The organism is Streptomyces sp. NBC_01298, assembly GCF_035978755.1.
Taxonomy (GTDB): domain Bacteria; phylum Actinomycetota; class Actinomycetes; order Streptomycetales; family Streptomycetaceae; genus Streptomyces.
Window position 1 is genome coordinate 7,125,953 of the sequence record NZ_CP108414.1, and the last position, 26,712, is coordinate 7,152,664.

20 protein-coding genes and 1 pseudogene are annotated in these 26,712 nt (G+C 71.3%); 11 read left to right on the forward strand and 10 right to left on the reverse strand.

The features are described 5' to 3' along the window. Positions 1–107: 107 nt before the first annotated feature. Positions 108–341, forward strand: a complete 234-nt coding sequence (chpH, locus tag OG730_RS32380; RefSeq protein ID WP_243333973.1) for a chaplin ChpH — start codon at positions 108–110, stop codon at positions 339–341. A 68-nt stretch (positions 342–409) separates the two neighbouring features. Here chpH and OG730_RS32385 read toward each other — a convergent pair whose 3' ends face one another. Then, a complete protein-coding gene (locus OG730_RS32385) occupies positions 410–598 on the reverse strand; it encodes a DUF5703 family protein (RefSeq protein ID WP_243333977.1) in 189 nt (62 codons plus the stop codon). A gap of 47 nt (positions 599–645) precedes the next feature. Between OG730_RS32385 and OG730_RS32390 the strand changes: the two genes are divergently transcribed. After that, the gene (locus OG730_RS32390) at positions 646–1,311 is read left to right on the forward strand and encodes a hypothetical protein (RefSeq protein WP_327307551.1); all 666 of its coding nucleotides are present in this window, start codon (positions 646–648) and stop codon (positions 1,309–1,311) included. A gap of 99 nt (positions 1,312–1,410) precedes the next feature. On the opposite strand, the gene OG730_RS32395 is transcribed toward OG730_RS32390, so the two are convergent. Further along, entirely contained in the window at positions 1,411–3,606 is a 2,196-nt protein-coding gene (locus OG730_RS32395) for a helix-hairpin-helix domain-containing protein (protein ID WP_442815225.1), read from the reverse strand. 428 nt (positions 3,607–4,034) lie between these two features. Beyond that, on the reverse strand, positions 4,035–5,027 hold the full coding sequence (locus tag OG730_RS32400; protein ID WP_266876676.1) for an aldo/keto reductase: 993 nt from the start codon (positions 5,025–5,027) through the stop codon (positions 4,035–4,037). A 100-nt stretch (positions 5,028–5,127) separates the two neighbouring features. Here OG730_RS32400 and OG730_RS32405 point away from each other — a divergent pair, with 100 nt between their 5' ends. Further along, a complete protein-coding gene (locus OG730_RS32405; RefSeq protein ID WP_327307553.1) occupies positions 5,128–6,177 on the forward strand; it encodes an LLM class F420-dependent oxidoreductase in 1,050 nt (349 codons plus the stop codon). A gap of 256 nt (positions 6,178–6,433) precedes the next feature. Beyond that, complete coding sequence (locus tag OG730_RS32410) at positions 6,434–7,222, forward strand: ferritin-like domain-containing protein (protein ID WP_327307554.1); 789 nt, start codon at positions 6,434–6,436, stop codon at positions 7,220–7,222. 114 nt (positions 7,223–7,336) lie between these two features. Here OG730_RS32410 and OG730_RS32415 read toward each other — a convergent pair. Both OG730_RS32415 and corA read right to left on the reverse strand, forming a co-directional pair. Continuing rightward, positions 7,337–8,565: pseudogene (locus OG730_RS32415) on the reverse strand (IS701 family transposase). Positions 8,566–8,809: 244 nt separating this feature from the next. Then, the gene (corA, locus tag OG730_RS32420; RefSeq protein WP_327307555.1) at positions 8,810–9,793 is read right to left on the reverse strand and encodes a magnesium/cobalt transporter CorA; all 984 of its coding nucleotides are present in this window, start codon (positions 9,791–9,793) and stop codon (positions 8,810–8,812) included. A gap of 62 nt (positions 9,794–9,855) precedes the next feature. Here corA and OG730_RS32425 point away from each other — a divergent pair, with 62 nt between their 5' ends. The 4 genes from OG730_RS32425 (at position 9,856) to mshC (ending at position 13,444) form a co-directional block, all read left to right on the forward strand. Next, positions 9,856–10,578, forward strand: coding sequence for a histidine phosphatase family protein (locus OG730_RS32425; RefSeq protein ID WP_327307556.1), 723 nt, complete (start codon positions 9,856–9,858; stop codon positions 10,576–10,578). 104 nt (positions 10,579–10,682) lie between these two features. Next, positions 10,683–11,273 (forward strand): DUF3090 domain-containing protein, encoded by a 591-nt coding sequence (locus OG730_RS32430; protein WP_243333987.1) that lies wholly within the window; start codon positions 10,683–10,685, stop codon positions 11,271–11,273. Beyond that, on the forward strand, positions 11,237–12,073 hold the full coding sequence (locus OG730_RS32435; protein ID WP_327309520.1) for an SCO1664 family protein: 837 nt from the start codon (positions 11,237–11,239) through the stop codon (positions 12,071–12,073). Before OG730_RS32430 ends, OG730_RS32435 begins: the two co-directional genes overlap by 37 nt. A gap of 141 nt (positions 12,074–12,214) precedes the next feature. Continuing rightward, positions 12,215–13,444 carry a cysteine--1-D-myo-inosityl 2-amino-2-deoxy-alpha-D-glucopyranoside ligase gene (gene mshC / locus OG730_RS32440; protein ID WP_327307557.1) on the forward strand — a complete coding sequence of 410 codons (1,230 nt, stop codon included), beginning with the start codon at positions 12,215–12,217 and terminating at the stop codon, positions 13,442–13,444. 170 nt (positions 13,445–13,614) lie between these two features. On the opposite strand, the gene OG730_RS32445 is transcribed toward mshC, so the two are convergent. From OG730_RS32445 to OG730_RS32465, 5 genes are all read right to left on the reverse strand, one after another. Next, positions 13,615–14,616, reverse strand: a complete 1,002-nt coding sequence (locus OG730_RS32445; protein ID WP_327307558.1) for a PAC2 family protein — start codon at positions 14,614–14,616, stop codon at positions 13,615–13,617. Positions 14,617–14,743: 127 nt separating this feature from the next. Beyond that, complete coding sequence (locus tag OG730_RS32450) at positions 14,744–16,351, reverse strand: glycerol-3-phosphate dehydrogenase/oxidase (RefSeq protein WP_327307559.1); 1,608 nt, start codon at positions 16,349–16,351, stop codon at positions 14,744–14,746. Between the two features lie 49 nt (positions 16,352–16,400). Then, on the reverse strand, positions 16,401–17,927 hold the full coding sequence (glpK, locus tag OG730_RS32455) for a glycerol kinase GlpK (RefSeq protein ID WP_327307560.1): 1,527 nt from the start codon (positions 17,925–17,927) through the stop codon (positions 16,401–16,403). A gap of 78 nt (positions 17,928–18,005) precedes the next feature. After that, positions 18,006–18,788, reverse strand: coding sequence for an MIP/aquaporin family protein (locus tag OG730_RS32460; RefSeq protein WP_327307561.1), 783 nt, complete (start codon positions 18,786–18,788; stop codon positions 18,006–18,008). Positions 18,789–19,117: 329 nt separating this feature from the next. Continuing rightward, positions 19,118–19,885, reverse strand: a complete 768-nt coding sequence (locus tag OG730_RS32465) for an IclR family transcriptional regulator (protein WP_327307562.1) — start codon at positions 19,883–19,885, stop codon at positions 19,118–19,120. A gap of 263 nt (positions 19,886–20,148) precedes the next feature. Between OG730_RS32465 and metH the strand changes: the two genes are divergently transcribed. The 3 genes from metH (at position 20,149) to OG730_RS32480 (ending at position 26,630) form a co-directional block, all read left to right on the forward strand. Beyond that, positions 20,149–23,658, forward strand: a complete 3,510-nt coding sequence (gene metH / locus OG730_RS32470; RefSeq protein WP_327307563.1) for a methionine synthase — start codon at positions 20,149–20,151, stop codon at positions 23,656–23,658. Between the two features lie 185 nt (positions 23,659–23,843). Beyond that, positions 23,844–24,545, forward strand: a complete 702-nt coding sequence (locus OG730_RS32475; protein WP_327307564.1) for an HAD family hydrolase — start codon at positions 23,844–23,846, stop codon at positions 24,543–24,545. A 480-nt stretch (positions 24,546–25,025) separates the two neighbouring features. Continuing rightward, complete coding sequence (locus OG730_RS32480) at positions 25,026–26,630, forward strand: ABC transporter substrate-binding protein (RefSeq protein ID WP_327307565.1); 1,605 nt, start codon at positions 25,026–25,028, stop codon at positions 26,628–26,630. Positions 26,631–26,712: the final 82 nt, after the last annotated feature.

The following is a 26,712-nucleotide window of genomic DNA, read 5'->3' on the forward strand; positions in this document are numbered from 1 at the left end:
CACTGAGAAGAGTGAATGCGCTCATACGCTCGTAGCCCCGGTGATCCCTCCTCGTTACAGGTGGTGCGGTCCGCGGCTGGGACCGCGCTTGCCTACTAGGAGGAACAATGTTCAAGAAGGTTGCCGCCGCTGCGGCTGTCACCGGTGGTCTGGTTCTCGCGGGTGCGGGTCTGGCTGTCGCCGACGCTGGTGCCCAGGGTGCGGCCATCGGTTCGCCCGGTGTCCTGTCCGGCAACGTCGTCCAGGTTCCGGTCCACGTTCCCGTGAACGTCTGCGGTAACACGATCTCCGTGATCGGCCTGCTGAACCCGGCTTTCGGCAACACCTGCGTCAACGCCTGACGCATCTGAAGTACGCGGCCCCGGAGTGCGTTCCAGCGCTCCGGGGCCGTCGGGTTTTCCGGCCCTTGTCACCAGGTCGCGCGGACCTGACGGATGATCCGGCGGCGCAGTCGCACGCGGCGACTGCCGTCCCGGAGCAGGGTCAGCCGGTCGAGCTCCCAGTGCCCGTACTCGGCGTGTTCGGTCAGCAGGCGGGTCGTTTCCTGACGTGGAACCCCACGGGGCACGTACAAGTCGACAAATTCGTATTCCGGCATCGCATCTATTGTGCCGTGAGAGCCCCTCTACGGATAGCGTCTGCACTATGTCTGATGCCGCTCTGCCCACTGTTGCCGAGGTACGCGCCGCCGCCGAGGCGGTCAAGGCCGCGCTCGACCGTCACCTCGCCGCGGTCGAGAGCAGGATCGGGGACGATGATCCGGACGTCTACGCCGCGTTCAACGAACTCGCCGCCGCCTCCGAGGAGTACGACGAACTCCTCTATGACCGCTACGACGAGGTCACGCCGTTCGAGATCCCCACTCCGGAGGACGGGCTCCCGTACACCGGCCCCGCCGAACCCGCCGCCTTCAGTGTGCTCATCCGCCGTGACTACGCCGTCGTCGAACCGGCGCGCCTGATCGCCCAGGCCGAACGCGTCGTCGCGCACGACCGCGAGGCCGAACTCGACCACGACGGCGGCACCGCCGACGCGCTGGGCGTCCTCTTCGGCGAGTACGAGCCCGACGAAATCGCCTCCCGCGCGAAGGACTTCGGACTGGAGGAGGGCGATTCCACCCTGTGGATCGCCGCTTCTGAGGAGGTCGCCGAACCGGGGGAGTGGCTCGGTTCGCCCTTCGGGCACATCGATCCGCAGGACGTCATGCACCGGTTCGACGTCAGCTCGGTCTTCGACGAGGAGGACGAGGGTGAGGGCGACGAGGAGGCCGGGGACGGCTCGCCGGCCGAGCGGGGTCTGACCCCGGCCTGATCCCGGTCCGGCCGCGGTCCGAATCCTCCCCGCGCTATGCCCCGTACGCAACGCACCGCGGCCCCCGTCCCACCCGGGACGGGGGCCGCGGTGCGTCCGTCACTCGGACCGCGCCGACTCCGGTGCCGCCTCCGAGGCCGAGGCGACGAGGCCCCGCAGCAGAGCCGTCAGCCGGGTCGTACGGGGCTTCGCCGGGACCTCCGCGACCGCGCGCGGCAGGGCCTGGTCCACCCCGTGCACCACCGAGAGGTGCCGCTCGGCCCGCCCGAAGGCCGTGTACACCCAGTCCCGGGACAGGGCCTGAGCCGCGTCCCCGGGCAGGACCACGACCGCCGCCGGCCAGCGCGAGCCGACGGCCTGGTGCGCCGTCACGGCCCAGCCGTGCCGCACCTGCGACTCCACCCGCTCCTTCGGTACGACGATCCGCGCGCCCGCGGCTTCGGCCAGGTGCAGCCCCTGCGCGTCGGCCGACACCACCCGGGCCGGCAAGGCCCGCCCGGCGGAGGGCACATGGACCACCCGGTCGCCGGGGTCGAAGCCGAGGAACCGGCCGGGGCCCGGGTTCAGCCGCTCCTTGAGGGCCGCGTTGAGCGCGCGGGTGCCCGCCGGGCCGCCGTGGCCCGGGGTGATCACCTGGACGGCCTCCGCCGGGATGCCGAAGGCGCGGGGAACCGACTCGGCGACCAGCTGCACGGTGCGGTGCACCGCCTCCCCGGCGTCGCGGACCGGGACGATGACGACCTCCTTGCCGGGCGCGTTGACCTGGTACAGCTCCCCGACGCCGATCCCCGAGACCAGCTCGCCGATCGGGCCCGGGTCCGGGATCCGGGAGACGAGCTGCGGGCAGGCACGGGCCGCGAGCACATCGGCGAAGACCCGGCCGGGGCCCGCGGAGCCGAGCACGGCCGGATCGCCGGACAGGACCAGGCGGGCCCCGTCGGGGACGGACTCCACCAGCGCGGCGGCCGTCTCCACGTCCAGCTGCGGGGCGTCCAGCACGATCAGCAGGTCCAGCGCGAACTGCCCGTCCGCGTCCCGGCCAGGGCCCTCGGCCCCGGCCAGCAGGCCCGCCACGGTGACGGCCCCCTCGGCGGGTGCGTGCGCGGCCAGGCAGACCCGCAGGCCGAACTCCCGGGCGGCCGCCAGCAGGGCGCGGGGCTCGGCGCGGGCGGCCTCGCCGCCGGTGTGGGTGACCAGGCCGTGCCCGGCGGCGGCGCGGACCAGTTCGGCGCCGGGGCCGGTGGCGGCCTTGTCCCAGTCGGCGGGGTCCGTGAAGGCGTTGGCGATCCGGGCCAGGCCCTCGGCGAGGCTCTCCTCGGCCATGGCGGAGCCCTCCAGGCCCACCAGAATGCGTACGGGCTGCTCTTCGTCCTCACCCACGGGCGGACCCACCGGCTCTTCGAAGGCCAGCGCGGCGCCTTCGCCGACGGCCGCCTCCAGGGCTTCCGCGGGGTCGGGTACGCCGTACTGGGCGAGGGCCGACTCCAGGGTGGGGGCCTCCAGCACCGTGTGGCCCTTGGCGGCGGCCTGCGCCAGCAGCCAGCCCACCAGGGCGGCGGCGCGCCGCTCGTCACCGGGGCCGGTCGCCTCGGCGCCGAGCAGGGCGCGGGCGAACCCGTCGGCCTGCGTCGGCCGGACCCCGGCGACGGCCAGCAGCCGCCAGGGCGACTCGGCGAGCTGCGCGGCGGCGTCCTCGCCGAGGGCGGCGGTGGTCTGCGGGGCCAGGGCCTCGGGGGCTCCGCCCCGGACCAGAACCTCGCGGACGGCCCGGAGGGCGTCGGGCGAGGCGGGTGCGGGCGCGGCGGCCGGGGTGGGCGGCGCGGCCGGCGTGGGCGAGGGGGCGGATGCCGGCGCCGGGGCCGTGGCCGGGGTGCGCTCCGGCGCGGGCGCCGGGACGGTCCGCTGCGGCGCCGGCGCGTCGAACCGGGCGGGGGGCTTGGCGCCGCTCTCCACGGCCCGTACGGCGGCCAGCAGGTCGGCGGCCGTGCCGCTGAGCTTGGCGCCGGCCTCCACGGGGGCCTCGCGCTCCGCCTTGCGACGGGCGATGCGCTCCCGCTCGATCTTCTGGGCGGCCAGTTCCGCGGCGGCTTCGCTGAGCTGGGGCTTGGCCTCGGCGGCCTCACCCGCAGGGCCGTCCCCGCCGGCCGCGCCGGCCGCGTCCGCCTCGGCGCCCGCTTCCGTCTCCGGCTCGGCGTCCGTCTCTGCTTCCGCGCCCGCCTCCGGCTCGGCGTCCGCGTCTGCTTCCGCGCCCGCCGCCGCGTCACCCGTGCCGGGCTCTGCGGGGCTTTCCCCCACCTCGGCCCTTCCCGCAGCGCCGATATGCGGTTCCGCCGTGTGGCGGGGCTCTGCCCCCGGCCCCCCGTCCGGAACCCCGGCTCCGCCGGAGCCGTCCGCCACGGCGGCATCCTCGGCGGAGCCGGCGGCGCCCCCGTCGCTCCCGGCTCCGCCGGCGCCGCCCTCCGGGGCCGCGGGCTCCGCCCCGGGCTCCCCGGGACCGGCTCCGTCGGGGTCGTCCGCCGTCGGATCGGGGGCGGCTTCGGCCCCGCGAGTCGCGCCCCCTTCGGCAGCCTCGGCCGCATCCCCGTCGGCGGTGGCAAGTGGAGCGTCGGCCGTACCACTGTCCTCGGCGGCAGCCGGCACGGCGGGCTCCCGGGGTGCGGGTTCCGCTTCCGGTTCGGCGGCGGCCGCCGGGGTGGCCGGTTCTTCCGCGGCAGCGGGGTGGCTCACAAGGTGCTCCAGTCCTGATCGGGGTAGCGGTGGACGGGCGCCGAGACGTCGTCCAGCGCTTGGCGGATCTCCTCCGGAAGACTAAGGGCCTCCACCGACAGGGCCGCCCCGAGCTGCGCCGACGTGCGCGCCCCGACGATCGGCGCGGCCACCCCGGGGCGGTCCCGTACCCACGCCAGGGACACCTGGAGCGGGGTCACCGCGAGGCCGTGCGCGGCCGTCGCCACCGCGTCCACGATCCGGCTCGCCGCCTCGTCCAGGTAGGGGTCCACGAACGCCGCCAGGGTCTCCGAGGCGCCCCGGGAGTCCGCCGGGGTGCCCGCCCGGTACTTGCCCGTCAGGACGCCCCGGCCGAGGGGGGAGGAGGGGAGCAGGGACAGGCCCAGGTCCAGCGCGGCCGGGACCACCTCCCGTTCCACGCCGCGCTGGAGCAGGGAGTACTCCATCTGCGTCGATGCCAGCCGGGTCCGTACGCCCGGCGCCGCGAGCTGCCAGGTCGCGGCCTTCGCGAGCTGCCAGCCGCTGAAGTTCGACACGCCCGCGTACCGGGCCCGGCCGCTGCTCACGGCGATGTCCAGCGCTTGGAGGGTCTCCTCCAGCGGGGTCCAGGGGTCGAAGGCGTGGACCTGCCAGAGGTCGACGTAGTCCGTGTCCAGACGGGCCAGGGAATCGTCCAGCGCGGCGAGCAGGTGGCCGCGCGAGGCGTCGAAGCGGCGGTCCGGATCCGCCACCCCGCCGGCCTTCGTCGCGATCACCAGATCCCGCCGCGGGACGACGGAACCGATCAACTGCCCGAGGAGGTACTCCGCCTCACCGCCCCCGTACACGTCCGCGGTGTCCACGAGCGTGCCGCCCGCGTTCCAGAACGTCTTCAACTGCGCGGCCGCTTCCGCCTCGTCCGGTCCGTCCGCCGACCGGCCCCAGGTCAGTGTGCCGAGACCGATCCGGGAGACGCGCAGTCCGGTGCGGCCGAGATGCCTCTGCTCCATGAGGGCTGAGACTACTGCCGCACTGACGCGGGACGGCCGGGCGCGCTACAGTCCCCGCAGACCTACGTTACTGATCGGTAAACCGGTAAGGGGACGACTTATGCGGCTCGGCATCAATCTCGGCTACTGGGGCGCTGGCATGGACGCCGACAACCTGGCCGTCGCGCAGGAGGCCGACCGCCTCGGCTACGACGTCTGCTGGGCCGCGGAGGCCTACGGCTCCGACGCTCCCACCGTGCTGGCCTGGGTCGCCGCCCAGACCGAGCGCATCGACGTCGGCTCGGCCATCCTGCAGATCCCGGCCCGCCAGCCCGCCATGACGGCCATGACGGCCGCCACCCTCGACTCCCTCACCAAGGGCCGCTTCCGCCTCGGCCTCGGCGTCTCCGGACCGCAGGTCTCCGAGGGCTGGTACGGGGTGAAGTTCGACAAGCCGCTCGCGCGGACCCGCGAGTACGTGGAGATCGTCCGCAAGGCGATGACGCGGGAGCGGCTGTCCTACGAGGGCGAGCACTGGACCCTGCCGCTGCCCGGCGGGCCCGGCAAGCCGCTCAAGCTGACCGTGCACCCCGAGCGCGAGCACATCCCGCTCTACATCGCCGCGATCGGCCCGAAGAACCTGGAGCAGACCGGCGAGATCGCCGACGGCGCCCTGCTGATCTTCCCGGCCGCCGAGCACCTGGAGGCCACGGCCCTCACCCACATCCGGGCGGGCCGCGAGAAGGCCGGGCTGACGATGGACGGCTTCGACGTCTGCCCGACCGTGCCGCTGGCGCTCGGTGACGACGTGGCCGGGCTCGCGGACATGTTCCGCCCGTACACCGCCCTGTACGTGGGCGGCATGGGCAGCCGCAAGCAGAACTTCTACAACCAGCTGGCCCAGCGCATGGGCTACGAGAAGGAAGCCGCCGAGATCCAGGACAAGTACCTGGCCGGCGACAAGCAGGGCGCGGCCGCCGCGATCCCGCACTCGCTGATCGACTCCACCACCCTGCTGGGCCCGGTCGAGCGGATCGCCGACGGGATGCGGGCCTACGCGGAGGCCGGGGTCACCACCCTGACGCTCGCCCCGGCCGGCTTCACCCTGGAGGAGCGGACCGCGGCGCTGCGGGCCGGCGTCGAGGCCATGGAACGTGCGGGACTCGCCTGATCCGGCCGCCAAGGCTTGACCGGCCGCCGGACGGAGTCCGGGGGATCGTGCGAGGGCGGCGTGAAGAAGGAGAAGGAAAGGTCTGCGGCCGTGGTGGGGGCTCGGGGGGTCTTCCCCGCCACGGCCGACACAGCCAACAACGCGCGGGGCGGCCGCGGGGTTACGCCCCCGGAGCCGCCGGTCGCAGTCGTTCATTCGGCCGAGCCGTACGCCGCACCCGGTTGCCCGGCCCGCGAATCGGCCCTTGACTCGACTCATGCTCTCTGCGCGCAGCCTGTTCCGGGAGATCGTCGACCACGACGACTCCTTCCAGCTGTTCTGCTCCATCGCCGCCGGCGGCGAGTCCCAGGGCGGCTGGGAGAACGCCCGGATCGCGGCCCTGGTGCCCGACTCCATGCGCGACCTCGCACCCAAGATCACCCGGCACGGCGCCGACGAGGACAAACACGGCCGGATCTTCAACGCGCTGCTGCGCAAGCGCGGCCTGCCCCCGGTGCCCGTCCCGCCGGAGACCGACTACACGATGCTGCTGGAGCGGCGCGGCATCGGTCTGAGCCACGAGAAGCTGCGCGGCGAGCGGGACCTGAGCGAGGAGGACATCGTCGTCTACCTCGCGCACAGCCGGGTCACCGAACAGCGCGCCGCCGACCAGATGATCATGCTCGTCCGGTACTTCGGGGACGATCCCGAACTCGGCAAGGCCATCCGCATGATCGGCGCGGACGAGGACAACCACCTGGCCTACTGCCACGAGGAACTGCTCCGCCTCGCCCGCGCCGGCCACGGCCGCACCATCCACCGGGTGCTGCGCGAGTGCGCGCTCGCCGAGATCACCGTCTACCGCGACGTGAGCCTCGCGGTCATGGGTCACATGGGGCGGCTGCTGGCCTGGCCCGCGCCGAAGGCGGCCGCGCTGGCCGCCGGGATCCGCGGGACGTACGCGTACGAGCGCTTCAGCGGCTGGCACCGGATGGTCGACCTGAGCCCGCCGGAGCGGACCGACCCCCTGGGCGGGAAGCCGACCTCGGCGCCCGAGTTCGCCTAGTAGTGCTTCGTTAGGTTCTGGATCTGCTGGCGGTCAGGGGGCGGCCGCAGGTGGTGCAGGTGCCGGTCCAGCACCTCAGCAGGTTCTGGAGCACGTCCAGGACCTGGTAGAGGGTCAGGCCGGCGTGGGTGCTTTTGGGTCGAGCCGCCTGAGGGTGAGGAAGGCCTGTGCGGCGGTGACGAGGGTGACGTGGTGGTGCCAACGGCGCCAGGTCCGGCCTTCGAAGTGGTCCAGGCCCAGGCCGTGCTTGAGTTCGCGGTAGTCGTGTTCGATCCGCCAGCGCATCTTCGCCCACCGCACCAGGTCGGCGATCGGGGTAGTGGCGGGCAGGTTGGTCATCCAGTAGCCGGTCGGCTCGTCCGCTCCTGCGGGCTGTTCGACCAGCAGGGTTCGCAGCGGCAGGACCCCGTTCCACTGGCTGCGTCCACCGGCCTGTTCCTGGGCGGTCCGGCAGGCTTCCTTGCCCGACGGACGCACTTCCAGGACAGCGAAACGCGAGGTCATCGCACTCTTGCTGCCCTGGCGCCAGGTGATGTCCTGGAAACAGGTGCCGGGATCGATGAAACTCTGCAGGGACTGGGCCGCATCGCGGTAGCGGGGCAGCGTGGGCGGCCCCAGCCCGCCGTAAGCCGGCCGGAACGGCTCGGCTGCGGCGGGCCGTGCGACCTCTTTGGGATCGACCGCCATCACGTAGGACCAGCCGCGTTCTTCCAGCGCGAGCCGGAATGTGACGCTGCGGCCGTAGCCGGCATCGGCCACGATCACCGGCACCCGCGGCAACCAGGTGGCGAGGCGGTCGAGCAGGCCCAGAGCCAGACGGGTCTTCGACACGTGCCCGATCTCGTCGGGCACCCCGGCCCTGCGCCGCCGGCCCTCGTCCGCCGCCCAGTCCTCCGGCAGGAACAACTCCCACTCCAACGGGCAGGACGCGAGGTCGGTTGCCGCGTGGACGCTGACCGCGACCTGGCAGTTGGCCGTCTTGCCCAACGCGCCGCAGTATGTCGGGCCACCCCCACGGATGCCGTCCCGCACTTGGGGAAGGACACGTCGTCGACCACCCACACCTCAGGCCGGACAGCCTCCGTCAGCCGTTCGGCGATCCGCTGCCGCACCGGCAGCGGATCCCACGGCGACTGATTCACGAACTGTTGCAGGGCCTGCATGTTCCCGTCCGGCAATCGCTCGGCCATCGGCTGGATCGACTTACGCCGCCCGTCCAGCATCAAACCCCGCAGATAACACCCGCCCCACCTGCGCTGATCCCGCCGCGGAAGCGAAGCGAACACATCGGCAACGAACTCCGCCAACTCACCTCGGAGTCGTTCCACCTCCCCAAGCCTCATAACCGGAAGATGCCCACCACCAGGCGAGATCACCCGACGTAACGAAGCACTACTAGGCCGTCTCTTTCGGATCTTGCCGGGCCCGCGACGCCTGGCACCGCGCCTGGCCGCACTGCCGAGGCGACCACGTACACCCAGCACGCGAGCGCCCCGACAGCACGCCCAGGCACGGCACCACACGCCACGAGCTCGGCCGACAAGATCCGAAAGAGACGGCCTAGGACAGCACCGGCCCGCGGCCCGCCTACAGCCAGCCGCGGCGCTTGAACATCCGGTGCAGGCCCAGACACATGGCCACCATCACCAGGACCACCAGCGGATAGCCCCAGCGGTGCTTGAGCTCCGGCATGTGCTCGAAGTTCATCCCGTAGATCCCCGCCACCATCGTCGGGACCGCCGCCATGGCCGCCCAGGCCGAGATCTTGCGCATGTCGTCGTTCTGCCGGACGCCCATCTGCGCCAGGTGCGCGGCCAGCGCGTCCGAGAGCAGCCGGTCCAGGCCCTCGACGTACTCGTTCGCCTTCGTCAGGTGGTCCGCGACGTCCCGGAAGAAGGGCTGGGCGTGCTCGTGCACGAAGGGCACGTCCCCGAAGGCGAGCCGGTCCATCGGCGCCAGCAGCGGGCTCGTGGCCCGGCGGAACTCCAGGACCTGCCGCTTGAACCCGTAGATCCGGGCGGCGGTGTTCTTGCTGTCCGCGGGATTCGGCGAGAAGACCTCCGCCTCCAGCTCCTCCAGATCAGCCTGGAGCTCGGCCGCGACCTCGATGTAGTGGTCGACCACCGCGTCCGAGACCGCGTACAGCACCGCCGTCGGCCCGTGCCCCAGCACCTCGGGATCCTGCTCCAGCCGACGCCGTACGGCGGCCAGCGCGGCCCCCTCGCCGTGCCGGACCGTGACCACGAAGGAGTCGCCGATGAACACCATCAGCTCGCCCGTGCTCACCGTGTCCGACGTGTCGTCGTACATCACCGGCTTCAGGACCACGAAGAGCGAATCGTCGTAGACCTCCATCTTCGGCCGCTGGTGCGCGGTCAGCGCGTCCTCCACCGCCAGCGGGTGCAGCCCGAACTCCTGGCTGACGTGCTCGAACTCCTTCTCCGTCGGCTCGTACATGCCCACCCAGAGGAAGGCGTCGCCGGTGGCCCGCGCCTCGTCGAGGGCGTCGGAGAAGTCGTCGGGCGCCTCGGAGCGGCGGCCCTCTCGGTACATGGCGCAGTCCACAATCACTCGCGCATTGTTCCCCGCCCGGGCCCCGACCGCACACCGGCGCCACCGCTTACCCTTCTGCCATGGCCACGCTGATCCTCGTACGACACGGGCGGTCCACCGCCAACACCGCAGGGCTGCTCGCCGGATGGACTCCGGGGGTGACCCTCGACGAGCACGGAGCCGCACAGGCCGCCGCGCTGCCCGGGCGGCTCGCCGCCGTGCCCCTCGCCGCCGCCGTCACCAGCCCGCTGGAGCGGTGCGCCGAGACCCTGGCCCCGCTGCTGGCGGCCCGGCCCGGTCTCCCGCTGCACACCGACGAGCGGATCGGCGAGTGCCACTACGGCGACTGGTCGGGCCGCAAACTCTCCGAACTGTCCGAAGAACCGCTGATGCGCATCGTCCAGCAGCACCCCTCGGCCGCCGCCTTCCCCGGCGGCGAGTCGATGCGCGCCATGCAGGCCCGCGCCGTGGACGCGGTCCGCGACTGGAACGCGCGGATCGAGGAGGAGCACGGCTCCGACGCCGTGTTCCTGATGTGCTCGCACGGCGACATCATCAAGTCCCTTGTCGCGGACGCCCTCGGCATGCACCTGGACCTCTTCCAGCGGATCCACGTCGACCCCTGCTCGGTCACCGCGATCCGCTACACGCCGACCCGGCCCTTCCTGCTCCGGCTCGGCGACACCGGCGACTTCGCCTCCTTCGCACCCCGCGAGACCCCCTCGCCGGACGCCGCGGCGGCCCCGGCCGACACGGAAGCGGGCGGCGAGGCGGTCGTAGGGGGTGGTGCGGGCGCGGTGTGATCGAACGGCGCAGTAGGGTGGACGGGCCAACCCATGGGCGCAGCCCTGCCCCTGCTTCCCCCGGACTCCGTCTGGGGGAACCCCCGGATGCTTGGAGACTGGACGTGCCCCGTCAGGTGTTCCTCTACGACCCACCGGACCGTTTCGTGGCCGGCACGGTCGGCCTGCCTGGACGCCGTACGTTCTTCCTGCAGGCCTCCACCGGCCCCCGCGTCACCTCCGTCTCCCTGGAGAAGACCCAGGTGGCGGCGCTCGCGGAGCGGATGGAAGAACTGCTGGACGAGGTCGTACGGCGCACCGGGGGCAACGCCCCCGTCCCCGCCGTGGCCCCCGCCGAGGCGACCGACACCGCGCCCCTCGACGTCCCCGTCGAGGAGGAGTTCCGCGTCGGCACCATGGCCCTGGCCTGGGACGGCGAGGACCAGCGCATGATCGTCGAGGCGCAGGCCCTGGTGGAACTCGACGCCGACTCGGAGGAGGATCTCGCCGAGGCGGAGGAGCGGCTCCTACAGGACGAGGAGAACGGGCCGCCGATGCTGCGCGTGCGCCTCACCGGCGCCCAGGCCCGGGCCTTCACCAAGCGGGCCCTGGACGTGGTCAACGCGGGCCGGCCGCCGTGCCCGCTGTGCAGCCTCCCGCTGGACCCCGAAGGGCACGTCTGCCCGCGCCAGAACGGCTACCGGCGCCAGGCGTGAACGCCACGGGGGAGGTGGAGGAGCTGCTGGCCCACGGGGAACTCACCGTCGTCGGCCAGATCCGGGAGGCGTCCAACGCCGTCCTGCTGTGCACCGTCACCCACGGGGGCGCGAGCACCGACTGCGTGTACAAACCGGTCAAGGGCGAGCGTCCGCTGTGGGACTTCCCCGACGGCAACCTCGCCCAGCGCGAGGTCGCCGCGTACCTGGTCTCCGAGGCCACCGGCTGGGGGCTGGTGCCCCCGACCGTGCTGCGCGACGGACCGTACGGCGAGGGCATGGTCCAGCAGTGGATCGAGACGGGGGAGTCCCCGGAGGCCGAGCTCCTCGCGCTCGTGGACGGCGAGGAGGCGGGGGAGGGCTGGAAGCCCGTCGCCTTCGCCGAGGTGGGCGAGGGCCGCACCGCGCTCCTCGTGCACGCCGACGACGAGCGGCTGCGCCGGATGTCCGTCCTCGACGCCGTGATCAACAACGGCGACCGCAAGGGCGGCCACCTGCTGCCCGCTCCCGACGGACGGCTCTACGGCATCGACCACGGAGTGACCTTCCACACCGAGGACAAACTGCGCACCCTGCTCTGGGGCTGGGCGGGGGACCCGCTGACGGAGGAAGCGGCATCCGTCCTGACCGACCTGGCGGCCGCACTGGCCGCCGGAGAGCCCCTCGCCACCCGACTGGCCGAACTGGTCACCGCCGCCGAGCTGGCCGCCGTACGGGCCCGCGTGGCCCTGCTGCTGCGCACCGGGAAGCATCCGCAGCCCTCGGGGCAGTGGCCCGCAATCCCCTGGCCGCCCGTCTGAGCGGCCCGCTGCCCGCTCTGAGCGGGCAGCGGCCCGTACGGGCCCGCACGCATAGAACCGGCCATGGCGCAAGAGCGCCGATCAAGACAACAGTGCAGGTCCGGTTAGTTTTCGGAACACCCGTCCGGTTAGTCTCGAGTCATGCATGCCTGGCCCGCTTCTGAGGTCCCCGCCCTTCCTGGCAAGGGCCGCGACCTCCAGATCCACGACACCGCGACCCAAGGGACGATCACCCTCGCCCCCGGTCCCGTCGCCCGTATCTACGTCTGCGGAATCACCCCGTACGACGCGACGCACATCGGTCACGCGGCGACCTACAACGCGTTCGACCTCGTGCAGCGCGTGTGGCTCGACACCAAGCGGCAGGTCGTCTACGTCCAGAACGTGACGGACGTCGACGATCCACTGCTGGAGCGGGCCCTGCGCGACAACCAGGACTGGACCGAGCTCGCCGAACGCGAGACCGCTCTCTTCCGCGAGGACATGACCGCCCTGCGGATGCTGCCCCCGCAGCACTACATCGGCGCCGTCGAGGCCATACCCGGCATCGTGCCGCTGGTCGAGCGGCTGCGGGACGCGGGCGCCGCCTACGAGCTGGACGGCGACGTCTACTTCTCGGTGGAGTCCGACCCGAACTTCGGCAAGGTGTCCAACCTGGACGCCGAGGCGATGCGGCTGCTCTCGGCCGAGCGCGGCGGCGACCCGGACCGGGCGGGCAAGAAGAACCCGCTCGACCCGATGCTGTGGATGGCGGCCCGCCCGGGCGAGCCGAGCTGGGACGGCGGCTCGCTGGGCCGCGGCCGGCCCGGCTGGCACATCGAGTGCGTGGCCATCGCCCTGGACCACCTGGGCATGACCTTCGACATCCAGGGCGGCGGCTCCGACCTCGCCTTCCCGCACCACGAGATGGGCGCCTCGCACGCCCAGGTGCTGACGGGCGAGTTCCCGATGGCCAAGGCGTACGTACACGCCGGGATGGTCGCGCTGCACGGCGAGAAGATGTCGAAGTCCAAGGGCAACCTGGTCTTCGTATCGGCCCTGCGCCGCGCCGGAGTGGACCCGGCGGCGATCCGCCTGGCCCTGCTCTCGCACCACTACCGCGCGGACTGGGAGTGGACCGACGAGGTCCTCGCCGAGGCGGTGGCCCGCCTGGAGCGCTGGCGCGCGGCCGTCTCCCGCCCCGACGGCATCCCGGCGGACGACCTGGTCGAGGAGGTCCGGGGCGCCCTCTCCGACGACCTGAACGCCCCTGCCGCCCTCGCGGTGGTGGACCGCTGGGTCGAGCGCCAGATCGCCACCGACGGCGACGACGAGTCGGCCCCCGGGCTGGTCTCGCGCACGGTCGACGCCCTGCTGGGCGTGGCCCTGTAAGCACCCTCTGGAGGGGCTGGAATTGCCGTCAGGCAATTCCAGCCCCTCCGGCGTTTGAGGAGCGGGGGCCGGGGCGGAGCCCCGGCTGGGGGTCCCCCCGGACGGAGTCTGGGGGATGGCGAAAGGGCGGGGCGGGGAGAAGAACCCCCTGCCCCGCCCTTTCGCACGGGCTACGCCTCCGGAGGCGCCTCGTCCTCGTCCGGCGCGACCGCCGGGGGGGCCGGGGGCTCGTCCCCGGACCCGGACGGCTCCGGCTTCCGCTTCGGCGGCCGCGGCAGACCACCCGAGGTGTCCCGCAGATACGACCCGTCACCCGACTCCGCACCCGCGGAAGGATCCCGCCGCCGCAGGTACCGCTCGAACTCCCGGGCAATGGCATCGCCCGAAGCCTCCGGCAGATCCGCGGTGTCCCGCGCCTCCTCCAGCGTCTGGACGTACTCCGCCACCTCGGAGTCCTCCGCCGCCAGTTGGTCCACGCCCAGCTGCCACGCCCGCGCGTCCTCGGGGAGTTCGCCCAGCGGGATCCGGATGTCGATCAGATCCTCCAGCCGGTTGAGCAGCGCGAGGGTCGCCTTCGGGTTCGGCGGCTGCGACACGTAGTGCGGCACCGCCGCCCACAGGGACACCGCCGGCACCCCGGCATGGGTGCAGGCCTCCTGGAGGATGCCCACGATCCCGGTCGGGCCCTCGTACTTGGTCTCCTCCAGGTCCATCGTCCGCGCCAGATCCGCGTCCGAGGTCACCCCGCTGACCGGCACCGGCCGGGTGTGCGGGGTGTCGCCCAGCAGCGCCCCCAGGATGACGACCATCTCCACGCCCAGCTCGTGGGCGAAGCCCAGGATCTCGTTGCAGAACGAACGCCACCGCATGGACGGCTCGATGCCCCGCACCAGCACGAGGTCGCGCGGCTTGGTCCCGCCGATGCGGACCACCGACAGCCGGGTCGTCGGCCAGGTGATCTTCCGCACCCCGTTGTCCAGCCACACCGTCGGCCGGTTGACCTGGAAGTCGTAGTAGTCCTCGGCGTCCAGAGCCGCGAAGACCTCGCCCTTCCACTCCCGGTCCAGGTGTGCGACCGCGCCGGAAGCCGCGTCACCCGCGTCGTTCCAGCCCTCGAACGCGGCCACCATGACCGGGTCGATCAGCTCGGGCACGCCCTCAAGCTCGATCACCCAGGTCTCCTTCCGAAGTTCCCTTGTGTACGTGGGTCAGCCTAAGCCTTGATGAGGCACCGGCCACAGCCCACGACAGAGGGGCGGTTCCCCCTGGAACCGCCCCTCTGCCCATTCACGCCACCGGCTATGCCTTGCGGGCCAGCATCTCCTCGACCCGGCCGCGCACTTCCGCGCTGTCCAGACCGCGGATCGTCACCGTCGTACGGCGGCGCAGCACGTCGTCCGCCGTCTCGGCCCACTCGTTGTCCCGGGCGTAGGCGACCTGCGCCCAGATCTCCGGCCCGTCCGGGTGGATCCGCTCGGCCAGCGCCGGGTCCTCGTTCGCGAGGCGCGCGATGTCGAAGGCGAGCGAGCCGTAGTGCGAGGCCAGGTGGCGTGCGGTCAGCGGGTCCATCCGGGAGCCCGGCTCGCGGTCCACGAGCAGCCGGTGCGCCACCGCGTTCGGGTTGGCGACACCGGGCAGCGCGATCCGTCGTACGAGGGACTTCACCGGCTCCATGTCCTCGGTCAGCGGGCTGCCCGGGAGCTTGGCCAGCTTGTCCATGACCACGCGGCCGATGTGCCGGTACGTGGTCCACTTGCCGCCGGCCACCGACAGCATGCCGCCCGCGCCCTCGGAGACGACCGTCTCGCGCTTGGCCTTCTCCACCCCGCCCGGGCCGCCGGGCAGCACGCGCAGGCCCGCGAAGGCGTACGTCATCAGCGAGCGGTCCAGATCGGCGTCCTTCACCGAGAAGGCCGCCTCGTCCAGGATCTGCTGGATGTCGCCCTCGGTGGCGCGCACGTCCGCCGGGTCGCCCTCGTACGCCTCGTCCGTGGTGCCCAGCAGCAGCTGGTCCTCCCACGGCAGGGCGAAGGTGATGCGGTACTTGTCGATCGGGGTGGCCATGGCGGCCTTCCACGGCGACTTGCGCTTCATCACGATGTGCGCGCCCTTGGAGAGGCGGATGGACGGCATGGAGTGCTTGTCCTCCATGCGCCGCAGGTGGTCCACCCACGGGCCGGTGGCGTTCAGCACGACGCGGGCGTCCACCCCGAACTCGGTGCCGTCCAGGCGGTCCTTGAGCTCGGCGCCCGAGACCCGGCCGCGCGTCATGCGCAGCCCGGTGACCTCGGCGTGGTTCAGGACCACCGCGCCCGACTCCACGGCCGCGCGGACCGTCATCACGGCGACGCGCGAGTCGTTCATCTGGTGGTCGTAGTAGACCGCGACGGCCTTGAGGTCGTCCGTCTTGAGACCGGGGTTGTCGGCGGCGGCACGGGCCGGAGAAATGATCTTGCCCATGCCGTCGCCGAACGCGGAGAGCGCCGAGTACGCGAACACGCCCGCGCCCAGCTTCGCCGCGCCCACCGGACCGCCCTTGTACACCGGGAGGTAGAAGGTGAGCGGGTTGACCAGGTGCGGGGCCACGTCCTTCGCCAGCACCCGGCGCTCGTGGTGGTTCTCCGCGACCAGCTTGACCGAACCGGTCTGCAGGTAGCGCAGGCCGCCGTGGACGAGCTTGGAAGAGGCCGAGGAGGTGGCGCCGGCGAAGTCGCCGGCGTCCACCATCGCGACCCGCAGACCCGACTGCGCGGCGTGCCAGGCCACCGAGGTGCCCAGGATCCCACCGCCGATGACCAGCAGGTCGTACGTGGCCTTCGCCAGCTGCTCACGGGTCTCGGCGCGGCTCGCGTTCGAACCGGCGGTCGGGTGCGTCCCCAGGGTGGGAACGCTCTGCAGGCTGCTCATATCCCTTGACTCCTACTTGCTCGTCGAATTGCGCCGGAGCTGTCTGCGGTCAGCTGGCGTCTTCGTCGTCGACCCAGCCCATGGACCGCTCCACGGCCTTGAGCCAGCTCTTGTACTCGCGCTCCCGCTGCTCGGCGGGCATCCGCGGGGTCCACTCCGCCGCGCGGCGCCAGTTGGCGCGCAGGGCGTCGGTGTCCGGCCAGAAGCCGACGGCCAGGCCGGCGGCGTAGGCGGCGCCGAGGCAGGTGGTCTCGGCGACCATCGGGCGCACCACGGGGGCGTCCACGAAGTCGGAGAGCGTCTGCATCAGCAGGTTGTTGGAGGTCATGCCGCCGTCGACCTTGAGGGCGGCGAGCTCGACGCCCGAGTCCTTGGTCATGGCGTCGGTGATCTCGCGGGTCTGCCAGGCGGTGGCCTCCAGGACGGCACGGGCGATGTGCGCCTTGGTGACGTACCGGGTGAGGCCGGCGATCACACCGCGGGCGTCGGAGCGCCAGTACGGGGCGAACAGGCCGGAGAAGGCGGGCACGAAGTACGCGCCGCCGTTGTCCTCGACGGAGGAGGCCAGGGTCTCGATCTCGGCCGCGGTCTTGATCATGCCCATCTGGTCGCGCATCCACTGGACGAGCGAGCCGGTGACGGCGATGGAGCCCTCCAGCGCGTAGACCGGCTTCTGGTCGCCGATCTGGTAGCCGACCGTGGTCAGCAGGCCGCTGTAGGAGTTGATGATCTTGTCGCCGGTGTTCATCAGCATGAACGTTCCGGTGCCGTACGTGGACTTCGCCTCGCCCTCGGCGAAACAGGTCTGGCCGAACAGCGCGGCCTGCTGGTCACCGAGCGCCGAGGCGACCGGGACGCCCGCGAGGACGCCCTCCTTGACGTGGCCGTAGACCTCGGCGGAGGACTTGATCTCCGGGAGGACGTTGAGCGGCACCTCCATGGACTCGGCGATGCGCTCGTCCCAGGCCATGGTGTGCAGGTTGAACAGCATGGTGCGCGAGGCGTTGGTGACGTCGGTGACGTGCACGCCGCCCTCGGTGCCGCCGGTCAGGTTCCAGATGACCCAGGAGTCCATGGTGCCGAAGAGGATGTCCCCGGCCTCGGCGCGCTCGCGCAGGCCCTCGACGTTGTCGAGCAGCCAGCGGATCTTCGGGCCGGCGAAGTAGCTCGCCAGCGGCAGGCCCGTCTCGCGGCGGAAGCGGTCCTGGCCGACGTTGCGGCCGAGCTCCTTGCACAGGGAGTCGGTGCGGGTGTCCTGCCAGACCAGCGCGTTGTGGACCGGCTCGCCGGTGTGGCGGTCCCACAGGACGGTGGTCTCGCGCTGGTTGGTGATGCCCACGGCCTTGACCTCGGCCGGGTCGATGTCGCCCTTGGACAGGGCTCCGGCGACGACCTCCTGGACGTTGGTCCAGATCTCGGCGGAGTCGTGCTCGACCCAGCCCGGCTGCGGGAGGATCTGCGCGTGCTCCTTCTGGTCGACCGAGACGATCCGTCCGTCACGGTCGAAGACGATGCAGCGGGAAGAGGTGGTGCCCTGGTCGATCGCGGCGATGAAGGGGCCGGTGCTGCTGGTCATGGTGGCTGCTCCTGGCAGGTGTCGAAGTAGGCGGAATCAGAATGGCGGTGCGGATGGTGCCGTGGTGCCGATTGCTGATCAGGCGAACGCGATGTTGTACAGACCGCCGGCGAGCGCGGCGCCCGCCAGGGGGCCGAGGACCGGGATCCAGGAGTAGCTCCAGTCCGAGCCGCCCTTGTGGGGCAGCGGCAGCAGGGAGTGGACGATGCGCGGACCGAGGTCGCGGACCGGGTTGATGGCGTAGCCGGTCGGGCCGCCGAGCGAGAGGCCGATGCCGACGACGACGAACGAGGTGATCAGGACGCCGATGACGCCGAGGCCCTTGCCGTCGTCCTGCAGGCCCTGGGTCAGGATGGCCAGGACCAGGACGGCGGTGCCGATGATCTCGGTCGTCAGGTTCTGCACGACGTTGCGGATCTCGGGGCCCGTGGCGAAGATCCCGAGCACCGGGCCGGCCACGTCGTGCGGGTGCGGGTCCTCGGGGCCGAGCTTGGCGTCACGGATGTGCTCCGGGTCGGCCAGGTGTGCGCGGAACTGGCCGTAGTAGGCGAGCCACATCAGCACCGCGCCGATCATGGCGCCGAGCAGCTGGCCGGCGAAGTAGACCGGAACGTCGCCCCAGGCGCCGTCCTTGATCGCGATGCCGACCGTGACCGCCGGGTTGAGGTGCGCACCGGAGAGCGGCGCGGAGACGTAGGCGGCGATCAGGACGGCGAAACCCCAGCCGAAGGTGATCGCGAGCCAGCCGGCGCCCCGGGCCTTGGAGCTCTTGAGCGTCAGTGCGGCGCACACGCCGCCACCGAGCAGGGTGAGCAGGGCGGTACCGATGGTCTCGCCGATGAAGATGTCGGAGCTGGACACCCGCGACTCCTTTGTCGTTCAGGGGTGGTGGCCGCCGGGTCCCTCCGGCGGTCCACGCACTCGGTGAGTGCTGCACCGGTCCTTGGCCTTGCCACACCCTAACGCTTATTGCCGGTAGGTGTTCGGCATTGCCGACCGATGAACGGCAGTTTTCCGCCCAGATGAAGCGGGCGTCAAGGGTTGACCAGGCCAATGAGCCGGATCGTTACCGGCCGGTGTGATCGAACAAAACGCGCCAATAAGTGATCATCAAACGCCAAAAACCACCCAAATGCCACTTTGGCGTGGCTCTTGGGTGGTCAAGGCGGGGCGATGGGGTCACGCCAAGGTCAGAACCGGCCCGCTCCGAGATCGCGCGAAACCGACCGTGCGCAGTCCCGTACGGACGCCACCAGGGACGCCCGCGGCTCCCCGGACTCCCCGCACACCCGCTCCACCGCGCCCGCGACGGCCACCGCGCCGACCGGCATCTTGCGGCGGTCGTGGATGGGGGCCGCCACCGAGGCGATCCCGTCCCAGGTCTCCTCGACGTCGCTGGCCCAGCCCCGGGCCCGGATCAGACCCAGCACCTCCTCGAAGCCGGCGCCGTCGGTGACCGTGCGGGGCGTGAACGCCTCCCGCTCCACCTCCGTGACCTGCGTGTGCGCCACCGGGTCGTACGCGGACAGCACCTTGCCCAGGGCCGTGGAGTGCAGCGGCTGCATGGCGCCCACCTCCAGCACCTGACGGCTGTCGTCGGGCCGGAACACGTGGTGCATGATCAGCACCCCGCTCTTGTGGAGCACCCCCACGTACACGCTCTCCCCGCTCGCACGGGCCAGATCGTCCGTCCAGACCAGGGCGCGCGCCCGCAGTTCGTGGACGTCCAGATAGCTGTTGCCCAGGCGCAGCAGCTCCGCGCCGAGCTGGTAGCGGCCCGAGGCCGGGTCCTGCTCCACGAAGCCCTCGGCCTGCAGCGTGCGCAGGATCCCGTGTGCCGTCCCCTTGGCCAGGCCGAGGGAAGAGGCAACGTCCGAGAGGCCCAGCCGGCGCTCGCCGCCCGCCAGGAGCCGCAGCATCGCAGCGGCTCGTTCGAGCGACTGGATGTTCCGTGCCATCGCGCAGCCTCCTGCTGACGTAGTTCGACAATGCTGAACACTATCGGTCGATGCCGACTTTGTGCATGATGAGGGCAGAGTCCACCGATACGAGTGGCCCAGGACACCCCGGCCGGAAGTCGCCATCCCCCGGGCACAGAATGCAGTCCGCCACGTGGGACGGCCTCACCGGGGCCGGGTCTCCCCCGTTACCCTGGCCGCGTGCACCCTTGACACAGAGGGGGTGCAAAGCCGACAGCCGTCGCATCCCAGGGAGCTCAACCATGGCCTCGTTGCCGAACCCGCCCGCTGACACCCAGACCCGGGCCGATGCCCTCCGCCAGGCACTGGCGACCCGCGTGGTCGTCGCCGACGGAGCCATGGGAACCATGCTCCAGGCCCAGGACCCCACCCTGGAAGACTTCGAACAGCTCGAAGGCTGCAACGAGGTCCTCAACGTCACCCGCCCCGACATCGTGGCCAACGTGCACCGCGAGTACTTCGAGGCCGGCGTCGACTGCGTCGAGACCAACACCTTCGGCACCAACTACGCCGCCCTCGCCGAATACGACATCGCCGACCGCAACCACGAGCTGTCGCTCGCCGGTGCCCGGATCGCCCGCGAGATCGCCGACGAGTTCACCGCCTCCACCGGACAGCAGCGCTGGGTCCTCGGCTCGATGGGCCCCGGCACCAAGCTGCCCACCCTCGGTCACATCGACTACGGCACCATCCGCGACGCCTACCAGATCAACGCCGAAGGCCTGATCACCGGCGGCGCCGACGCGCTCCTCGTGGAAACCACCCAGGACCTCCTGCAGACCAAGTCCTCCATCGTCGGCGCCCGCCGCGCCATGGAGACCCTCGGCGTCTCCGTCCCGCTGATCTGCTCCGTGACCGTGGAAACCACCGGCACGATGCTCCTCGGCTCGGAGATCGGCGCCGCGCTGACCGCGCTGGAGCCCCTGGGCATCGACATGATCGGCCTGAACTGCGCCACCGGCCCCGCCGAGATGAGCGAGCACCTGCGCTACCTCGCGCGCAACTCCCGCATCCCGCTCTCCTGCATGCCCAACGCGGGCCTGCCGGTCCTCGGCAAGAACGGCGCCCACTACCCGCTGTCCGCGAGCGAGCTCGCCGACGCCCAGGAGACCTTCGTCCGCGAGTACGGCCTCTCCCTGGTCGGCGGCTGCTGCGGCACCACCCCCGAACACCTGCGCCAGGTCGTCGAGCGGGTCCGCGGCCTGAACCCGGCCGTCCGCGACCCCCGCCCCGAGCCCGGCGCCTCCTCGCTCTACCAGACCGTCCCCTTCCGCCAGGACATCTCGTACATGGCGATCGGCGAGCGCACGAACGCCAACGGATCCAAGAAGTTCCGCGAGGCCATGCTCGAAGCCCGCTGGGACGACTGCGTGGAGATGGTCCGCGACCAGATCCGCGAAGGCGCGCACATGCTCGACCTGTGCGTGGACTACGTCGGCCGCGACGGCGTAGCCGACATGAAGGAGCTCGCCGGCCGCTTCGCGACCGCCTCCACCCTGCCCATCGTCCTGGACTCCACCGAGGTCCCCGTCCTGCGGGCCGGCCTGGAGAAGCTCGGCGGCCGCGCCGTCATCAACTCCGTCAACTACGAGGACGGCGACGGCCCCGAATCCCGCTTCGCGAAGGTCACCCGCCTCGCCCAGGAGCACGGCGCCGCACTGATCGCGCTGACCATCGACGAGGAGGGCCAGGCCCGCACCGTCGAACACAAGGTCGCCATCGCCCAGCGCCTCATCGAGGACCTCACCGGGAACTGGGGAATCCTCGAGTCGGACATCCTCATCGACACCCTGACCTTCACCATCTGCACCGGCCAGGAAGAGTCCCGCAAGGACGGCATCGCCACGATCGAGTCGATCCGCGAACTCAAGCGCCGCCACCCCGACGTCCAGACCACGCTCGGCCTCTCCAACATCTCCTTCGGCCTCAACCCGGCCGCCCGCGTCCTGCTGAACTCCGTCTTCCTCGACGAGTGCGTCAAGGCCGGCCTGGACTCCGCGATCGTGCACGCCTCCAAGATCCTGCCGATCGCCCGGTTCACCGAGGAGCAGGTCACCACCGCCCTCGACCTGATCTACGACCGGCGCGCGGAGGGCTACGACCCGCTGCAGAAGCTGATGGCCCTCTTCGAAGGCGTCAACACCAAGTCGATGAAGGCCGGCCGCGCCGAGGAACTCCTCGCCCTGCCGCTGGACGAGCGCCTGCAGCGCCGCATCATCGACGGCGAGAAGAACGGCCTGGGCGCCGACCTCGACGAGGCCCTCCAGACCCGCCCCGCCCTCGACATCGTCAACGACACCCTCCTGGAGGGCATGAAGGTCGTCGGCGAGCTGTTCGGCTCCGGCCAGATGCAGCTCCCCTTCGTCCTGCAGTCCGCCGAGGTCATGAAGACCGCGGTGGCCCACCTGGAACCGCACATGGAGAAGAGCGACGACGAGGGCAAGGGCACCATCGTCCTGGCCACCGTCCGCGGCGACGTCCACGACATCGGCAAGAACCTCGTCGACATCATCCTGACCAACAACGGCTACAACGTCGTCAACATCGGCATCAAGCAGCCGGTCTCCGCGATCCTGGAAGCCGCCGCCGAGCACAAGGCCGACGTCATCGGCATGTCCGGCCTGCTGGTCAAGTCCACGGTGATCATGAAGGAGAACCTGGAGGAGCTCAACCAGCGCAAGCTGGCGGCCGACTACCCGGTCATCCTCGGCGGCGCCGCCCTCACCCGCGCCTACGTCGAACAGGACCTCCACGAGATCTACGAGGGCGAAGTCCGCTACGCCCGCGACGCCTTCGAGGGCCTGCGCCTGATGGACGCCCTCATCGCCGTCAAGCGCGGAGTCCCGGGGGCCAGCCTCCCCGAGCTCAAGCAGCGCCGCGTCGCCAAGCGCGACACCCCCCAGGCGGTGGAGGAGACCGAAGAGCCCGGCGGCCGCTCCGACACCTCCACCGACAACCCCGTCCCCACCCCGCCGTTCTGGGGCACCCGCGTCGTCAAGGGCATCCCGCTCAAGGACTACGCCTCCTGGCTCGACGAAGGCGCCCTCTTCAAGGGCCAGTGGGGCCTCAAGCAGGCCCGCGCCGGCGGCGCCACCTACGAGGAACTCGTCGAGAGCGAGGGCCGCCCGCGCCTGCGCGGCCTCCTCGACAAGCTGCACACCGAGAACCTCCTCGAAGCCGCGGTCGTCTACGGCTACTTCCCCTGCGTCTCCAAGGGCGAGGACCTGATCATCCTCGACGACGCCGGCAACGAGCGGACCCGCTTCACCTTCCCCCGCCAGCGCCGCGGCCGCCGCCTGTGCCTCGCCGACTTCTTCCGCCCCGAGGAATCCGGCGAGATCGACGTCGTCGGCCTCCAGGTCGTCACCGTCGGCTCCAAGATCGGCGAAGCCACGGCCAAGCTGTTCGAGTCCGACTCCTACCGCGACTACCTGGAGCTCCACGGCCTCTCCGTCCAGCTCGCCGAGGCCATGGCCGAGTACTGGCACGCCCGCGTCCGCGCCGAGCTCGGCTTCGGCGGCGAGGACCCCTCCAAGGTCGAGGACATGTTCGACCTGAAGTACCGCGGCGCCCGCTTCTCCCTCGGCTACGGCGCCTGCCCCGACCTGGAGGACCGCGCCAAGATCGCCGACCTCCTCCAGCCGGAGCGCATCGGCGTCCACCTCTCCGAGGAGTTCCAGCTCCACCCCGAGCAGTCCACCGACGCCATCGTCATCCACCACCCCGAAGCGAAGTACTTCAACGCCCGCTGAGACGCACCCCGGCGCCCGCGGAAAGCGCCCCCGCGCAGGCGGCGGCGTAATACAACGCACATCGAGACGGACCGGCGTACACTAGTCGGTCCCATACAGGCCGGTCACCTGTTCCCCCGGGCACACCCCCGGAGGCGAGGTGACCGGCCTTCTCGTCCCCAACGGACCCCCGGAAAGGTGCGCGCATGACGAGCACAGTCCCCGCCCCCGTCGCCCGTACGGCCGACGGACACGCCCTGCAGGCGGTGCTGCTCGACATGGACGGCACCCTCGTCGACACCGAGGGATTCTGGTGGGAGATCGAAGTCGGCGTCTTCGGCGAACTCGGCCACCGCCTCGACGAATCCTGGCGCGACATCGTCGTCGGCGGCCCCATGACCCGCAGCGGCGCCTTCCTCATCGAAGCCACCGGCGCCGACATCGGCCTCGCCGAACTCAGCGTCCTGCTCAACGAGCGCTTCGAAGCCCGCATCGCCGACCGCGTCCCCCTCATGCCCGGCGCCGAACGCCTCCTGAGCGAACTCGCCCGGCACAACGTCCCCACCGCCCTGGTCTCCGCCTCCCACCGGCGCGTCATCGACCAGGTCCTGCTCACCCTCGGCCGCGACCGCTTCACCATGACCGTCGCCGGAGACGAGGTCGCGCGCACCAAGCCGCACCCCGACCCCTACCTCCTCGCCGCCGGCGCCCTCGGCGCCCACCCCTCCCGCTGCGCCGTCATCGAGGACACCGCCACCGGCGTCGCCGCCGCCGAAGCCGCCGGATGCAGGGTCGTCGCCATCCCCTCCGTGGGCCTCATCGCACCCGCCCCCGGCCGCACCATCGTCCGCTCCCTCGAAGACGTCGACCTGCCCTTCCTGCGCTCCCTCATCACTCCGCTGAACTGACCGCGCACGCTCCGTACCGGACGATCCGCCCCAGGACCAAGGTCCCGCGGGCGGATCTCCCGCGCACTTCCCCGGAGGCCGAAATTCCATCCCTACCGGGGGAGTTGTCCCGGGTGACCTTTGTCACCCGCAAAGACCCCTTCGCACCACTGCGCGCCCTCCCGCACCACCCCTTGTGTCCCCATTGATCAGCACCTGACCGAATCTGCGCACGCCCCCGCGCACACCCCCCGTCAGCTCCCGCGACAGAGCGACAACACCCCCGCGCCACACGGTTCAAGCCACCCCTCCGCAGGCCACTAATGTCGATCCGGGCACTGCGCCGCACCTCAGCCGTCCCGGACACACACCCCTGTATCCGGAACCGCGTGGACCGATCGTCACACCACCGGCCCGATCGTTCCGCCCAGAACGGGCGACCGTCGCGATGCCCTCCACGCCAGCTTTGAACAAGTGCCGGGTCGAGGGAGTACTACCAGCATGAACCGCAAGACCATGGCGCTGACGGCAGCCGCCGGACTGCTCACCCCCGCGCTGACCGCCTGCGGCAGCACCAGCGGCGCAGGAGCGGGATCCGGAACGATCGTCGTCGGCACCACCGACCGGTTCGAGGCAGCCGAATACGCCCCCGCCCCGCTCGACCCCGCCTACGCCTACGACGCCGGCGCCTGGAACATCCTCCGCCAGACCGTCCAGACGCTGATGCACACCCCGCGCGGCGGCGGCAGCCCCGTCCCCGAAGCGGCCAACGACTGCCGCTTCACCGACACCGGCAACGAGAGCTACCGCTGCGTCCTGCGCACCGGCCTCACCTTCGCCGACGGCAGCCCCCTCACCGCCAAGGACGTCAAGTTCTCCATCGAACGCGTCCTCGCGATCAAGGACGAGAACGGCCCCTCCTCGCTGCTCTCCACCATCGACACCGTCGAGACCAAGGGCACCGACACCGTCGTCTTCCACCTCAAGACCGCCGACGCCACCTTCCCGCAGAAGCTCTCCACCCCCGCCGCGGGCATCGTCAGCGCCAAGAAGTACGACGCCAAAAAGCTCCGCACCGGCTTCAACGTCGACGGCTCCGGCCCCTACACGATGAAGGCCGAAGTCAAGGACAACCGCCTCGTCCGCGCCGTCTTCACCAAGAACCCGCACTACCGGGGCGACCTCAAACTCCAGAACGACAAGGCCGAACTGCGCACCTTCGAGGACTCCGAAGCCGTCGGCAAGGCACTCGAGGACGGGACCATCCACATGGTCTCCCGCACCCTGTCGCCCGCGCAGATCACCGAACTCTCCGCCAAGCCCCCCAAGGGCATCAAGCTCGTCCCCATGCCCGGCCTGGAGATCCGCTACCTCGGCTTCAACACCGACGCCCCCACCGTCAAGGACAAGGCCGTACGCCAGGCCCTCGCCGCGGCCGTCGACCGGAACGCCCTCATCACCAAGGTCTACGGCAAGTCCGCGCAGCCCCTGTACTCACTGGTCCCCACCACCGTGACCGGCCACGTCAACTCCTTCTTCAACAAGTACGGCGAAGCCAACACCGCCAAGGCCGCCGACCTGCTGAAGGCCGCCGGGATCAAAACCCCGGTCAAGCTCACCCTCCACTACACCAACGACCACTACGGCGACGGCACCGCGGCCGAGTTCGAAGCCCTCAAGGCCCAGCTGAACTCCACCCGGCTCTTCGACATCACCGTCCAGGGCACCGACTGGGCCGACTTCCGGCCCGCCCAGAAGAAGGGCGAATACGCCGCCTACGGGCTCGGCTGGTTCCCCGACTACCCCGACGCCGACAACTTCCTCGCCCCCTTCCTGGAGCAGGACAACTTCCTGGGCACGCCGTACGCCAACACCACGGTGCGCACCAAGCTCATCCCCGAATCGCGCCGCGCCGTCGACCGGGGCGTCGCCGGCCCCGCGATCGCGGAGATGCAGGACATCGTCGCCGAGGACGTACCCGTCCTGCCCCTGTGGCAGGGCAAGCAGTACGTCGCCGCACGCGACGGGATCACCGGAGTGGAATGGTCGGTCAACGCCATCTCCGACCTCCAGCTGTGGGAACTCGGCCGCGGCGTCAGCGGCTGACGCCCCGGCACCAAGCCCTCGGCACCAGGTCCTGGTGCCGGCCCTCCCCGGCACCAGAACCAGACGAGCCAGTAAGACTGAG